Here is a 13,469-nt window from a genome sequence, read left to right on the forward strand (position 1 = left end):
GGCGCTGCTGCGAGCCGGTGCAGCGACGGTCGCGGTGGCGCTGGACGCGATGTTCGGTGAGCCGCGCCGTGGCCATCCGCTGGTCGGCTTCGGCCGGCTGACCGGCTGGATCGAACGCCGGCTGTACCGCGACCACCGGTTGGCCGGGGTGCTGGCCTGGTCGTGCGCGGTGCTGCCGCTGGTGGCGTTGGCCGCGGCGGTGGAGTGGTTTGCGCAGGCCGGGTCGCCGTGGGTCGCGGCGGCGCTGGGCGCGCTGGTGCTGGCGCTGGCGATCGGCCATCGCAGCCTGGGCGAGCACGCCGCGCCGGTCGCCGCCGCGCTGGAGGCCGGAGACCTGGATGCGGCGCGCGGCGCGGTCGCACGCATGGTCAGTCGCGACACCGTGGCGCTGGACGCCACCCAGACCGCCGCGGCGACGACCGAGTCGGTGCTGGAAAACGGCTGCGACGCGGTGTTCGGCGCGCTGTTCTGGTTCGCCCTGCTGGGCCTGCCGGGGGTGGTGCTGTACCGGTTGGCCAACACCCTCGATGCGATGTGGGGTTACCGCAACTCGCGCTACCACCGCTTCGGCTGGGCCGCGGCGCGGATCGACGACGGGCTCAACCTGCTGCCGGCGCGGCTGACCGCGCTGGCGTATGCGCTGTGCGGACACACCGCGCGCGCGCTGCGCTGCTGGTCGGCGCAGGCGCGGCACTGGAAGAGCCCCAACGCCGGCCCGGTGATGGCCGCCGGCGCCGGGGCGATCGGCGTGCGGCTGGGGGGAGCGGCGCCGTATCACGGCCGCTGGCAGCTCCGGCCGGAACTGGGCGAGGGCGGGCCTGCCGGAGCGGAGTCGATCCGGCGCGCGCTGCGGCTGGTGCGCGACGCGTTGCTGGTCTGGCTGTTGGCGCTCTGGGCACTCGCCATCGCCTTGAACTGGGCCGGGCCCGAGGGGCCGCATGCTTGAGCACGGAGGGCGCCTGCTCCGCGCCGCACGCCAGTACCGGATCGACCCATCGCAGTGGCTGGACCTGTCGACCGGCATCAACCCGGACGGCTGGCCGGTGCCGCCGGTCCCGGCGCAGGTCTGGCAACGCCTGCCGGAGGACGACGACGGCCTGGTCGAGATCGCGTGCGACTACTACGGCGCGCCGTCGCTGCTGCCGGTGGCCGGATCGCAGGCGGCGATCCAGATGCTGCCGCGACTGCGCGCGCCGTCGCGGGTGGCGGTGCTGGCGCCGGGCTACGCCGAGCACGCACACGCCTGGCAGCGCGCCGGCCACGCGGTGGAGCGGCTGCCGGCCGCGGACATCCACGCGCGAGCGGCGGAGTTCGACGTCGTCGTGCTGATCCATCCCAACAATCCCGGCGGCGAGCGGTTCGATGTCGGCGCGCTGCTGCAGCTGCACGCCGCGCTCGCCGCGCGCGGTGGCTGGCTGGTGGTCGACGAGGCGTTCATGGACGCCGATCCCACCCACAGCCTGTGCCCGCACAGCGACCGCGAGGGGCTGGTGGTGCTGCGCTCGGTCGGCAAGTTCTTCGGCCTCGCCGGCGCGCGGGTCGGCTTCGCCTGCGCCGCACCGGCGCTGCTGGACGCCCTGCGCGAGCGGCTCGGGCCGTGGACGCTGACCGGGCCCAGCCGCTTCGTCGTGGCCCGGGCACTGGCCGACCGCGACTGGCATGCCCGCGTGCGCACCGCGCTGGCCGGTCGCAGCGCCCGCCTGGCGACCCTGCTGGTGACCCACGGCCTGGCGCCCGATGGTGGCTGCGCATTCTTCCACTGGCGCCGCGACGTCCGCGCCGCGCAACTGCACGACGCGCTGGCCCGGCGCGGCATCCTGGTGCGGCACTTCGACGCGCCGGCCAGCCTGCGTTTCGGCCTGCCGCGCGACGCCGCCGACTTCGACCGGCTCGACGCGGCGCTGGCGGCGGTGATGGCATGAGCGCGCGCGTGCTGATGGTGCAGGGCTGCACCTCCGACGCCGGCAAGAGCGCGCTGGTCACCGCGCTGTGCCGCTGGGCCCGCCGTCGCGGCCTGTCGGTGGCGCCGTTCAAGCCGCAGAACATGGCCCTGAATGCAGCGGTGACCGTCGACGGCGGCGAGATCGGCCGTGCCCAGGCGGTGCAGGCACAGGCCTGCGGGCTCGACCCGCACACCGACTTCAACCCGGTGCTGCTCAAGCCGTGCAGCGACACCGGCGCGCAGGTGATCGTGCACGGCCAGCCGGTCGGCAACATTGATGCGGTGCGCTACCACCGCTACAAGCCGCGGGCCTTCGAAGCGGTGCTGGCCTCGCACGCGCGGCTGGTCGCACGCCACGACGCGGTGATCGTGGAAGGCGCCGGCAGCCCGGCCGAGATCAACCTGCGCGAGCACGACATCGCCAACATGGGCTACGCCGAGGCGGTCGACTGCCCGGTACTGCTGGTGGCCGACATCGACCGCGGCGGGGTGTTCGCGCATCTGGTCGGGACCCTGGCGCTGCTGTCGGACAGCGAGCGCGCGCGGGTGGGCGGCTTCGTCATCAACCGCTTCCGCGGCGATATCGCGCTGCTGCAGCCGGGGCTGGACTGGCTGGCCCGGCACACCGGCAAGCCGGTGCTCGGGGTGCTGCCGTTCCTGCAGGGGCTGCACCTGGAGGCCGAGGACGGCCTGTCGACCGTGCGTGCCGATGCTGCCGCGGGCGCACCGTCGCGGCTGCAGGTGGTGGTGCCGGCGCTGCCGCGGATCAGCAACCACACCGACCTCGACGCCCTGCGCGCGCATCCGCAGGTCGAGCTGCACGTGGTCGGACCCGGCCGCGCGCCGCCGCCGGCCGACCTGATCGTGCTGCCCGGCTCCAAGGCGGTGCGCGCCGACCTGGCGTGGCTGCGCGCGCAGGGCTGGGAGCCGCTGATCGCCCGCCACCTGCGCCATGGCGGCAAGCTGCTGGGCATCTGCGGCGGGCTGCAGATGCTCGGCCGCGCTGTGCACGATCCGCTCGGCATCGAGGGCGCCGCCGGATCCAGCGCCGGCCTGGGCTGGCTTGCGCTGGAAACCACGCTCGAAGCCGACAAGCAGCTGCGCAACGTCCGCGGGCTGTTGCAACTTGCGGGTGCCGACGCCGCGGTGCCGGTGCATGGCTACGAGATCCACTGCGGCCGCAGCGAGGGCGCGGCGCTGGACCGCCCGCTGCTGCGGTTCGACGACGGCCGCGAGGACGGCGCCCGGTCCGACGACGGCCAGGTGCTGGGCTGCTACCTGCACGGGTTGTTCGACGCCCCGCAGGCGCTGGATGCGCTGCTGCGCTGGGCCGGCCTGCGCGACGTGCGGCCGCTCGACATCCACGCCCTGCGCGAGGCCTCGATCGAACGCCTGGCCGACGTGGTCGAGGCGCACCTGGACGTGGCCTTGCTGTCGCGGCTGCTCGGCCTGGAGGCGCCATGCGAAGCCTGATCCTCGGCGGCGCGCGATCCGGCAAGAGCCCGCTGGCCGAGCGCCTGGCCGGTGGGTTCGACGACGTGGTCTACATCGCCACCGCCCGCCGCGAGCCCGCCGACGCCGAGATGACCGCGCGCATCGCCCACCACCGCGAGCGCCGCCCCGCGCACTGGGGCTGCATCGAGGAGCCGCTGGCGCTGGCCGCGACCCTGCGCGCGCAGGCCCGCCCGGGCCGCTGCCTGCTGGTCGACTGCCTCAACCTGTGGCTGAGCAACCTGCTGCTCGATGCCGACACCGACCGGTTCGCGCGCGAGCGTGCGGCGTTGTTGCAGGCGCTGCCGGACCTGTCCGGCGCGACCGTGCTGGTCGGCAACGAGGTCGGCATGGGGTTGGTCCCGATGGGAGAACTGCCGCGTCGCTTCGTCGATGAAGCCGGCCGCCTGCACCAGGATCTTGCCGCCCGCTGCGAGCGGGTGGTGTTCGTCGCGGCGGGACTGCCGCTGGCACTGAAGGGAGCCCTGCCATGAACCACCAAGCGCTGCGCGCCGCCTGCATGCAGCCCGACGCCGCGATCGAAGCCGCCGCGCGCGCGCACCAGTCGCGCCTGACCAAGCCGCCGGGCTCGCTGGGCCGTCTGGAAGACGCCGCGATCCAGCTGGCCGCGCTGCAGCGCAGTCCGCAGCCGCGCGCCGGGCGGGTGTGGATCAGCGTGTTCGCCGCCGACCACGGCGTGGCCGACGAGGGCGTGTCGGCGTTCCCGCAGGCGGTGACCGGTGAGATGGTGCGCAACTTCGTCCACGGCGGCGCCGCGATCAGCGTGCTGGCGCGCGAACTGGGCGCGCGGCTGGAGGTGGTGAACCTCGGCCTGGTCAACGATCCCGGCGCGCTCGATGGCGTGCGCCGCGCGGTGATCGCCGCGGCCAGCGGCAACTTCTGCAACGGCCCGGCGATGACCCCGGCGCAGTTGCAGGCGGCGCTGGCCGCCGGTGCCGACAGCGTGGCCGCCGCGCTGGCCGGCGGCAGCGACCTGTTCATCGGCGGCGAGATGGGCATCGCCAACACCACCACCGCCACCGCGCTGGGCTGCGCCCTGCTGGGTCTGCCGCCGGAACGGCTGACCGGCGCCGGCACCGGGCTGGACGCCGCCGGCATCCGCCACAAGGCGGCGGTGGTCGCACGCGCGCTGCAGCGCCACGCCGATGCCGCCGACCCGCTGGAACAGCTGCGCTGCCTTGGCGGCTTCGAGATCGCCGCGCTCGCCGGCGCCTTCGTCGCCGCCGCGCAGGCCGGCCTGCCGGTGCTGGTCGACGGCTTCATCACCACGGTCGCCGCGCTGGCCGCGGTGCGGATCAATCCGGGCGTGCGGCCGTGGCTGCTGTTCGGCCACCGCTCGCGCGAGCGCGGCCACGACGCGGTGCTGGCCGCGCTGCAGGCCGAACCGCTGCTCGACCTCGGCATGCGCCTGGGCGAGGCCAGCGGCGCGGCGGGCGCGGTGCCGCTGCTGCGCCTGGCCTGCGCGCTGCACGGGACGATGGCGACGTTCGAGCAGGCCGGCGTGTCCGACGCCACGGGAGCACGCGGATGATCGAACTGATGCGCCACGGCGACACCGGCCAGCGCAGCTACCGCGGCCAGATCGACGATCCGCTGACCGATCTCGGCTGGGCGCAGCTGCGCGCCGCCGCCACCGGCCGCGACTGGGACCTGGTGGTGTCGTCGAGCCTGCAGCGCTGCGCTGGCTTCGCGCGCGAGCTCGCCGGCGCCCGCGGCGTGCCGCTGCATTTGGACCCTCGGCTGGTCGAGTACCACTTCGGCGACTGGCAGGGCGTGCCGATCGACCGGATCGACGCCACCGACGGCGCGGCGCTGGGGCGCTTCTGGGCCGACCCGGTGGCGCATCCGCCGCCGAGGGCCGAGACCTTCGCGCAGTTCCGCGCGCGACTGTCGGCCGCGCTGGACGACGTGGCGGCGCAGGCCCAAGGACGGCGCGTGCTGGTGCTAACCCACGGCGGCGCGATCCGGTTGCTACGCTGCGTCGCCGAGGGCCGTGATTTCGGCGACATGGCCGGCATCGACGTCGCCCACGCCTCGCTGCATCCGCTGGTGTGGCCGACGGGGCAGGGCATGGCCGACGCGGGCGTCGCGCCGCGGCGTCCGGCGCTGGCGTGATCGGCTCCGGACTGCGCGGCCTGCTGGTCGCGGTGGGGTTCATGACCCGGATCCCGGTGCCGTCGCGGGCGTTCGGCGACGCCCGCGCGCAGGCGCTGTCGCTGGCCTGGTACCCGGTGGTCGGCCTGCTGCTGGGCGGGTTGCTGCTGGCGCTGGCGTGGGCGCTGTCGGGGTTGCCGCCGCTGCTGCAGGGCGCGCTGCTGCTGCTGGCCTGGACCGGGCTGACCGGCGCGATGCACCTGGACGGGCTGGCCGACAGCGCCGATGCCTGGGTTGGCGGGATGGCCGGCAACGCCGACGCGCGCCGCGAGCGCACGCTGGCGATCATGAAGGACCCGCAGTGCGGGCCGGTCGGCGTGGTCGCGCTGGGCCTGCTGCTGCTGCTCAAGTTCGCCGCGCTGGCGAGCCTGCCGGCAACGGCGTGGCCGGCACTGCTGCTGGCGCCACTGCTGGCCCGGGCCATGCTGGTGCCGGCGTTCACCCGCCTGCCCTACGTGCGCCGCGGCGGGCTTGGCGCGGCCCTGCCCGGCGCGCCGCGGCCTGCGTGCGTGCTGGCGCTGCTGGCGAGCGCGGCGGCGTGCGCGGCGCCCGGCTGGCACGGCGCGCTGGCCGTGGCGGTGGCTATGCTGGTGTTCGCCGTGTGGCGCCGGGCCTGCCTGCGCCGGCTCGGCGGGATCACCGGCGACACCGCCGGCGCCCTGATCGAACTGGTCGAGGCCGCCGTGCTGGTCGCGCTGGTGGCGGCCGCTTCGTTCTAGGTTCCGCAGCCGGAAGGTGCTGGTTGCGTCGGTCGCGTGGTCGCGACCGCCACCGCGGCGGCGCGGTGGACCAACCTGCGGCTTGGGCGGCAGGTGTCGCGCGTCCAGTCGCGCGGCAGCAGGGCAGGCGATTGGCGGCAGGCGTCGCAGCCGGACACGTGCGCGTCGCGCGTCGGCGACAGGCCCGTCGTGCCATCGGCATCTCCCGGATTCGTTCGCACGCGACGGCAGCTCGCGCCCGGGGTTCCCCGCCCAGGACGCTCAAGGCCCTCGGCCCGCGCGAGCGCGCTTGGCCGCCAAGCGGCCGCAATCGCACAGGGACTCGAGGGCCCGGAATCCGTCGTCGTTACGCCTGCAACCGCGCGTCCCGGCGCGACACCGCTGGTGTATGGTCCAGAGGTTTCCGCCCGAGCATTTCCATGGATCCGAACTGGAAGCCAGAAACCATCGCCGTCCACGCCGGCTATTCGCCGGACCCGACCACGCGCGCGGTGGCGGTGCCGATCTACCAGACGGTGGCCTACGCCTTCGACAGCGCCCAGCACGGCGCGGACCTGTTCGACCTCAAGGTGCCGGGCAACATCTACACCCGGATCATGAATCCGACCACCGACGTGCTCGAGCAGCGCGTCGCGGCGCTCGAAGGCGGGATCGGCGCGCTGGCGCTGGCCTCGGGGCAGGCCGCGATCACCTACGCCATCCAGACGATCTGCGAGGCCGGCGACAACATCGTGTCCTCGGCCGCACTGTACGGCGGCACCTACAACCTGTTCGCGCACACCCTGCCGCAGTTCGGCATCGAGACGCGTTTCGCCGACCATCGCGATCCGGAGTCGTTCGGCAAGCTGATCGACGATCGCACCAAGGCGGTGTTCGTCGAGTCGATCGGAAACCCGCTCGGCAACATCACCGACATCGAGGCCGTGGCGAAGGTCGCGCATGCGCACGGCGTGCCGCTGATCGTCGACAACACCGTGCCCAGCCCGTACCTGCTGCGGCCGATCGATTTCGGCGCCGATATCGTGGTGCATTCGCTGACCAAGTACCTCGGCGGCCACGGCAACAGCATCGGCGGCGCGATCGTGGATTCGGGCAGGTTCCCCTGGGCCGAGCACAAGGCGCGCTTCCGCCGCCTCAACGAGCCGGACGTGAGCTACCACGGCGTGGTCTACACCGAGGCGCTGGGCCCGGCCGCCTACATCGGCCGCGCGCGCGTGGTGCCGTTGCGCAACACCGGCGCGGCACTGTCGCCGTTCAACGCCTTCCTGATCCTGCAGGGCATCGAGACGCTGCCGCTGCGCATGGACCGGATCAATGCCAACACCCTGGCCGTCGCGCGACACCTGCAGGCCCATCCCAAGGTCGAGTGGGTCAACTACGCCAGCCTCGAGGGCCACGCCGACCATGCGCTGGCGCAGAAATACCTGCGCGGCGGCGGTGCCTCGGGCCTGTTCACCTTCGGCCTGGCCGGTGGGCGCGAGGCGGGCGCGCGCTTCCTCGATGCGCTGCAGCTGTTCACGCGTCTGGTGAACATCGGCGACACGCGCTCGCTGGCCACGCATCCGGCCTCGACCACGCATCGCCAGCTTTCCCCGGCGGAACTGGCGCAGGCGGGCGTCAGCGAGGATACGGTGCGCCTGTGCATCGGCATCGAGCACGTCGACGACCTGATCGCGGACCTGGAGCAGGCGCTGGCACAGGCCTGAGCAGAGAGAGCTTCGGATTCGAAGGCTGGCCGGCGGTGGCGCCGGCCGCCTGCCGCCAATGACGCGGGAGGGGCTTTCCCGCGCGATGCGCCAGGCATCGCGCCACGCCATCGCTGCACGCGATCGGCTGTCAGCCGAAGCGTTCCAGCAGCACCTGTACGCCTGCGCTCGCCGGCATCCGCAGCCGCTCGCTGGCGTACGCGGTGACCGCGCTGTCGACCGGATTGACCTCGATGACCTGCGCACCGCGCTGTCGCGCACGCTGCGGCAGCGACGCGGCCGGGTGCACCAGGCCCGACGTACCGACCACCACCAGCACGTCGCAGGCGTCGATCGCGACGCAGGCGCGCGCCCAGGCGTCCTCGGGCAGCGCCTCGCCGAACCAGACCACGCCGGGCCGGAACGGGCCGCCGCACAGGGGGCACGCGGGAGGCGGCTCGCGGACCCCTTCGTCGATCGCGTCGAGCGACTCGAGGATCGGATCGGGCGTGATCGCGTGCCCGCAGTCCAGGCAGCGCGACGCGAACAGGCTCCCGTGCAGGTGCACCACGTCGCCGGAGCCGGCGCGCTCATGCAGGTCGTCGACGTTCTGCGTCACCACCGACACCGAGTGCGCGCCCCGCGCAAGCGCGGCGATGCCGGCATGGCCGGCGTTCGGCCGCGCGCGCCGCACCAGCGCCGCACGCCAGCGATACCAGCCCCAGCACAGCGCGGGGTCATGTCGGAAGGCTTCGGCCGTGGCCAGTCGCTCGGCATCGTGCCGCGCCCACAGGCCGGTCAGCGCATCGCGGAAGGTCGGCACGCCGCTCTCGGCGGACATGCCCGCGCCGGTCAGGAAGACGATCCGCATGCAAGCTCCCGTGCCGGTGGCACTGTGTCGGCGAAGCCAGTCGGCATCTTGCGTCGCGAGTTCAGGCGGCGGCCGGGGCAGGATCGCTCGGCGGCGCCGTGTCGTCGTCGGCCACCTTGCGCACGGGCCGGTAGGGTGGGGTGGACATCACCATTTCCGCGAGCGAGAACGCGAGTTCGCGCTCGGCCAGCACCGCGCCGTCGGCGCCATGCTGCAGCAGGTGGCGCACCTCGCCCTCGCTGTGGGCGCGGGCCAGTACGGTCAGCGCGGGATTGAGCGTCTTCATGCGCTCGATGGTCTCGCCGGCCTCGAGCGCGCGCGGGATCGCGAATACCGCCAGCTTGGCGCGGCCCGGAAGCGCTTCGAGCATCACCGGCTCGGACGCGACGTTGCCGCGCACCGTCAGCAGGCCTTCGTCGCGCGCCCGATGCGCCAGGTCGGCATCCTCCTCGACCACGACCACCGGCACGCCGCGGTCGCGCAGCAGCAGCGCCAGCTGCCGGCCGACGCGGCCGTAGCCGACCACGATGGTGTGGTCGTCGACGTCGAGGGCGGGATGCTCCAGCGGATCCTCTTCCTCCTCGCCCTGCAGCGCGTCGGCGGCCGCGGCCTCGGCCGCCGCGCGCCTGGCCAGGCGCCGGTCGAGCAGGCGGAAGATCATCGGGTTGAGCATGATCGAGATCAGCGCGCCGGCCAGCACCAGCGACTGCTCGTCCACCGACAGCATGCGCAGGGCCACGCCGAGCCCGGCGATGATGAAGGCGAACTCGCCGATCTGCGCCAGGCTGGCCGAGATGGTGAGCGCCGTGGAACTGGGATGGCCGAAGGCACGCACGATGAAGAAGGCGGCGGCCGACTTGCCGAAGATGATGATGAAGGCGGTGGCGAGCACTTCCAGCGGCCGGTTCACCAAGATCATCGGGTCGAACAGCATGCCGACCGAGACGAAGAACAGCACCGCGAACGCGTCGCGCAGCGGCAGGGAATCGTTCGCCGCCTTGTGGCTGAGCTCGGACTCGTTGAGCAGCATGCCGGCGAAGAACGCGCCCAGCGCGAACGAGACGCCAAACAGCAGCGCCGACCCGAACGCGATGCCGATCGCGATCGCCAGCACCGAGAGCGTGAACAGCTCGCGCGAGCCGGTGCCGGCGATGCGCTCGAGCACCAGCGGGATCACGCGCCGCCCGACCACCAGCATCACCGCGACGAAGGCGGCGACCTTGAGCATGGTCCACATGACGGTGATGGCCACGCCGCGCAGCGTCGGCGGCGGCGCGCCGTCGGTGCCGACGAAGATGTCGGCCATCACCGGCATCATCACCAGTGCGATCACGCAGGCCAGGTCCTCGACGATCAGCCAGCCCACCGCGATCCGGCCGCGGCTGGTGTCGAGCAGGCGCCGCTCTTCCATCGCCCGCAGCAGCACGACCGTGCTCGCCGTGGCGAGCGCGAAGCCGAACACCACGCCGTGCAGCGTCGGCCATCCCAGGATCGCCGACAGCCCCCAGCCCAGCACGGTGGCGACGGTGATCTGCGCGACCGCGCCGGGAATGGCGATCGCCTTGACCTCCATGAGGTCCTTGAGCGAGAAGTGCAGGCCGACCCCGAACATCAGCAGCATCACGCCGATCTCGGCGAGCTGGTTGGCCAGCTCCTGGTCGGCGATGAATCCGGGGGTGAACGGTCCGACGATGATGCCCGCGGCGAGGTACCCCACCAGCGGGGACATGCGCAACCGGTTGGCGAGCGCACCGAGCACGAAGGCGACGGCCAGGCCAACCGCGACGATTTCGATCAGGTCGGTGTCATGGTGCATCGAGGCCCGTGGTCTTGCCTGGCGTCATGGGGTTGCAGTTTGGCGGATGCGGCAGGATCGGGCAATCCGCAGGGAATTCGGCTGCATTGCCAATCCCGGAATGTCGCGACGTCAGCGCCAGGCACGCGCGCCGTGGCACCCGTGTGGTCGTCTCCGTCTTCGGGCGACGTGTGCAGGCAGGAACGCCCCGGTTGTCCCGGGGCGTCCTGTGCCGCCTCACCCGGGATCGGTCACCAACGGTAGCCGACCTTCCCGTACACGTACGCGCCGTTGAAGCCGAACGGCGATTGCGTGCTGTAGGGCAGCCAGGCGCGGCCGCCCGCGCCGGCCACGCTCAGGTCAGGATAGGCGTCGAGCACGTTGTCGCCACCGAGCGTGAACGTCCAGCGGTCGAGGCGGTAGTTGAAGGCCAGGTCCAGCGTCCATTCGGCCCCATAGGTCTGGTCGCCGCTGCCGTCCGCAGCGCTGCCGTAGGTGGTGAACTCGCCCCAGCGGGTGGTGGTGGCATCGACCGAAAAACTGCCCAGCGTCCAGATGCCGTTGAGGAAGAACTTGTCGCTCGGCGTGCCCTTGGTGATGCGGCCCTGTTCGACGCGGCCGATGCGGTTGAGGACCACGCCGTACTGCTCCGCAACGGCTTCCAGCGACGCCGGGTTGGGCGCGATGCGCTCGATCGTCGTGCGGTTGCGGTTGTAGCCGGCGGTGAGGCCCAGGTTGCTGGTATCCAGCGCCCAGTTGTAGCTGCCGATGATGTCGATGCCGCGGGTCTGCGTATCGAGCGCATTGGTGAAGTAGCGCCCGCCCTGCACGCCGAAGATGCCGTGCTCGGCGGCCAGATAGTCGCCGACCGGGCCGGTCAGGTTCTCGGACAGGTAGATGCGGTCGTCGATGTCGATCTGGTAGGCGTCGACGGTGACGTAGAGTCCGTCCGCCGGCTGCAGCACCAGGCCGAGCCCGAAGTTGGTGGATTCCTCGGCCCTCAGCGGCTCGGCCCCGAGCGCGATCGCGGCCGGGTTGGTGACGCGGAAGGTCACGATGTCGTAGGGCACGCCGTCGATGAAGTTGGTGGCGGTGGACTGGAAGTACTGCTGCTGCAGCGACGGCGCGCGGAAGCCGGTCGAAGCGGTGGCGCGCAAGGCCACGGCGTCGCTGAAGGCATAACGCGCCGACAGCTTGCCGGTGGACGTGCTGCCGAAATCGCTGTAGTCCTCCGCGCGGGCGGCCAGGCCCAGCGAGAACCGGTCGGTGACATCGGTCTCCAGGTCGAGGTAGACCGAATAGCTTTCGCGGTTGAAGTGGCCCGCGTCGACCGGCTTGAAGCCGGCGAACACCTGGGCCCCGCCCGCCGCCCGGATCATGCGGCCGGTGAGGTTCCCGGCAGCGTCGCGCTCCGGGATCATCAGGCCGGTGTCGGCGTAGGAACCGGGTTCGCCCGGCGAGAGGTTGAACTTCTCGCCGCGCCATTCCGCGCCGAAGGCCACGGTGAGCGGATAGGCCAGCCAGCCGACGTCGAACTCCCGGTTGACGTCCAGGTTGAGCACGTTCTGCGTGGCCTCCAGCGCGCCGGCGTAGAACTGCGTGGGCGAACTGTCGCCGAGGCTGCGGTTGTGGGTGTTCTCGATGTCGAAGGTGAGGTGGTTCAGGCCGTGGTTGTAGCTCAGGTCGATGTTCCACTCGTTGGCGGTGTAGCCGCGGGCTCCGACCACGAAGGCGCGGTCCTCGCTGACGTTGTGGATCTGCGGCAGGAAGCCTTCCGGGTAGATCGCGGTGTTGTTGCGGTTGTCGCCGCGCCAGCGGAAATAGCCGTTGGACAGCACGTCGCGCTCGCTGTAGCTGCCGAAGGAGTAGAAGGTGATGCCCTCGGCCGGGCTGTACTGCGTGTTGTACGAGAACGCGCCCGAATCGATCTCGGGGTCGCCGTAGCGCTGCTCGACCACGCCGTTGTAGGGCTTGGCCCGGTTGGTGTTGTCCTGGTGCCCGCCTTGCGCGGCCAGGTGCAGGAAGCCGCTGTCCCCCAGCGCGATGCCGGTGTCGGCGCCCAGGTTCCACTGCTCGCCGTCGCCCGCGCTCATCTTGCCGGCGCTGCCGGTCAGGCTGCCGCCTTCGCGGCTGCCCTTGAGCACGACGTTGATGACGCCGGCGATCGCGTCGGAGCCGTATTGCGCGGCGGCGCCGTCACGCAGCACCTCCACCCGCTCGATGGCGGAGATCGGGATCGCGTTGAGGTCCACCGGCGAGGAGCCGCGGCCCTGGCTGCCGTTGAGGTTGATCAGCGCGGTGGTGTGTCGGCGCTTGCCGTTGACCAGGACCAGGACCTGGTCCGGCGCGAGTCCGCGCAGCTGGGCGGGGCGCACGGCGTCGGTGCCGTCGGTGATCGCCGGGCGCGGGAAGTTGAGCGAGGGCACCGCGCGCGACAGTGCGGTGGCCAGTTCCGGCGTGCCGGTGGCTTGCAGGGTCTCGGGGGTAATGATGTCGATGGGCGACTGCGATTCCGCGACGGTGCGGTCCGCCGCGCGCGTGCCGGTGACGATCAGCGTGTCGAGGGTGCGCGCGGTGGGGGCGGCGGGGGGCGTCTGCGCCAGGGCGGGCAGGGCGGCGGTGGCGGCGATCAAGGCCAGGAACAGGGGGTGGCGGGACATGCGCTCTCCTTGGCGGCACGGGGGAAGTGGTTCGTGTTCGGGTTTAACACGGACGTAACAACCGGTCAAAGGCCCGTCCGGCATGTCTTCATGCCGGCGTTGGGCGGGCAGTCGGGCCGCTCCGGTAGAAT

At 72.4% G+C, this 13,469-nt stretch carries 11 protein-coding genes; 8 read left to right on the forward strand and 3 right to left on the reverse strand.

The features are described from left to right. Window positions 1-49 precede the first annotated feature (49 nt). The 8 genes from cbiB (at window position 50) to Q0863_RS15340 (ending at window position 8,033) form a co-directional block, all read left to right on the forward strand. Window positions 50-946 (forward strand): adenosylcobinamide-phosphate synthase CbiB, encoded by an 897-nt coding sequence (gene cbiB, locus Q0863_RS15305; protein ID WP_296282234.1) that lies wholly within the window; start codon window positions 50-52, stop codon window positions 944-946. Further along, window positions 939-1,922 (forward strand): threonine-phosphate decarboxylase CobD, encoded by a 984-nt coding sequence (cobD, locus tag Q0863_RS15310; protein ID WP_298580370.1) that lies wholly within the window; start codon window positions 939-941, stop codon window positions 1,920-1,922. Before cbiB ends, cobD begins: the two co-directional genes overlap by 8 nt. After that, a complete protein-coding gene (locus tag Q0863_RS15315; RefSeq protein WP_298580373.1) occupies window positions 1,919-3,415 on the forward strand; it encodes a cobyric acid synthase in 1,497 nt (498 codons plus the stop codon). Before cobD ends, Q0863_RS15315 begins: the two co-directional genes overlap by 4 nt. Continuing rightward, window positions 3,403-3,927 carry a bifunctional adenosylcobinamide kinase/adenosylcobinamide-phosphate guanylyltransferase gene (gene cobU / locus Q0863_RS15320; RefSeq protein ID WP_298580376.1) on the forward strand — a complete coding sequence of 175 codons (525 nt, stop codon included), beginning with the start codon at window positions 3,403-3,405 and terminating at the stop codon, window positions 3,925-3,927. Before Q0863_RS15315 ends, cobU begins: the two co-directional genes overlap by 13 nt. After that, window positions 3,924-4,985 carry a nicotinate-nucleotide--dimethylbenzimidazole phosphoribosyltransferase gene (gene cobT, locus Q0863_RS15325; protein WP_298580377.1) on the forward strand — a complete coding sequence of 354 codons (1,062 nt, stop codon included), beginning with the start codon at window positions 3,924-3,926 and terminating at the stop codon, window positions 4,983-4,985. Before cobU ends, cobT begins: the two co-directional genes overlap by 4 nt. Continuing rightward, a complete protein-coding gene (locus tag Q0863_RS15330; protein WP_298580381.1) occupies window positions 4,982-5,569 on the forward strand; it encodes a histidine phosphatase family protein in 588 nt (195 codons plus the stop codon). Before cobT ends, Q0863_RS15330 begins: the two co-directional genes overlap by 4 nt. Continuing rightward, the gene (locus tag Q0863_RS15335) at window positions 5,569-6,327 is read left to right on the forward strand and encodes an adenosylcobinamide-GDP ribazoletransferase (RefSeq protein WP_298580709.1); all 759 of its coding nucleotides are present in this window, start codon (window positions 5,569-5,571) and stop codon (window positions 6,325-6,327) included. Before Q0863_RS15330 ends, Q0863_RS15335 begins: the two co-directional genes overlap by 1 nt. Window positions 6,328-6,746: 419 nt before the next feature. Further along, on the forward strand, window positions 6,747-8,033 hold the full coding sequence (locus Q0863_RS15340; RefSeq protein ID WP_298580384.1) for an O-acetylhomoserine aminocarboxypropyltransferase/cysteine synthase family protein: 1,287 nt from the start codon (window positions 6,747-6,749) through the stop codon (window positions 8,031-8,033). Between the two features lie 130 nt (window positions 8,034-8,163). On the opposite strand, the gene Q0863_RS15345 is transcribed toward Q0863_RS15340, so the two are convergent. The 3 genes from Q0863_RS15345 to Q0863_RS15355 form a co-directional block, all read right to left on the reverse strand. After that, a complete protein-coding gene (locus Q0863_RS15345) occupies window positions 8,164-8,883 on the reverse strand; it encodes an NAD-dependent deacylase (protein WP_298580388.1) in 720 nt (239 codons plus the stop codon). Between the two features lie 61 nt (window positions 8,884-8,944). After that, the gene (gene ybaL, locus Q0863_RS15350; protein ID WP_298580392.1) at window positions 8,945-10,699 is read right to left on the reverse strand and encodes a YbaL family putative K(+) efflux transporter; all 1,755 of its coding nucleotides are present in this window, start codon (window positions 10,697-10,699) and stop codon (window positions 8,945-8,947) included. A 230-nt stretch (window positions 10,700-10,929) separates the two neighbouring features. Next, on the reverse strand, window positions 10,930-13,338 hold the full coding sequence (locus tag Q0863_RS15355; RefSeq protein WP_298580395.1) for a TonB-dependent receptor: 2,409 nt from the start codon (window positions 13,336-13,338) through the stop codon (window positions 10,930-10,932). Window positions 13,339-13,469: the final 131 nt, after the last annotated feature.

Source organism: uncultured Luteimonas sp. (assembly GCF_947492465.1).
Lineage (GTDB): Bacteria > Pseudomonadota > Gammaproteobacteria > Xanthomonadales > Xanthomonadaceae > Luteimonas.

Bases quoted from the DNA above. Each gene is read 5' to 3' on its own strand.
- cbiB (WP_296282234.1), top strand. From the start codon at position 50: ATGTTCGGTGAGCCGCGCCGTGGCCATCCGCTGGTCGGCTTCGGCCGG.
- cobD (WP_298580370.1), top strand. From the start codon at position 939: ATGCTTGAGCACGGAGGGCGCCTGCTCCGCGCCGCACGCCAGTACCGG.
- Q0863_RS15315 (WP_298580373.1), top strand. From the start codon at position 1,919: ATGAGCGCGCGCGTGCTGATGGTGCAGGGCTGCACCTCCGACGCCGGC.
- cobU (WP_298580376.1), top strand. From the start codon at position 3,403: ATGCGAAGCCTGATCCTCGGCGGCGCGCGATCCGGCAAGAGCCCGCTG.
- cobT (WP_298580377.1), top strand. From the start codon at position 3,924: ATGAACCACCAAGCGCTGCGCGCCGCCTGCATGCAGCCCGACGCCGCG.
- Q0863_RS15330 (WP_298580381.1), top strand. From the start codon at position 4,982: ATGATCGAACTGATGCGCCACGGCGACACCGGCCAGCGCAGCTACCGC.
- Q0863_RS15340 (WP_298580384.1), top strand. From the start codon at position 6,747: ATGGATCCGAACTGGAAGCCAGAAACCATCGCCGTCCACGCCGGCTAT.
- Q0863_RS15345 (WP_298580388.1), bottom strand. From the start codon at position 8,883: ATGCGGATCGTCTTCCTGACCGGCGCGGGCATGTCCGCCGAGAGCGGC.
- ybaL (WP_298580392.1), bottom strand. From the start codon at position 10,699: ATGCACCATGACACCGACCTGATCGAAATCGTCGCGGTTGGCCTGGCC.
- Q0863_RS15355 (WP_298580395.1), bottom strand. From the start codon at position 13,338: ATGTCCCGCCACCCCCTGTTCCTGGCCTTGATCGCCGCCACCGCCGCC.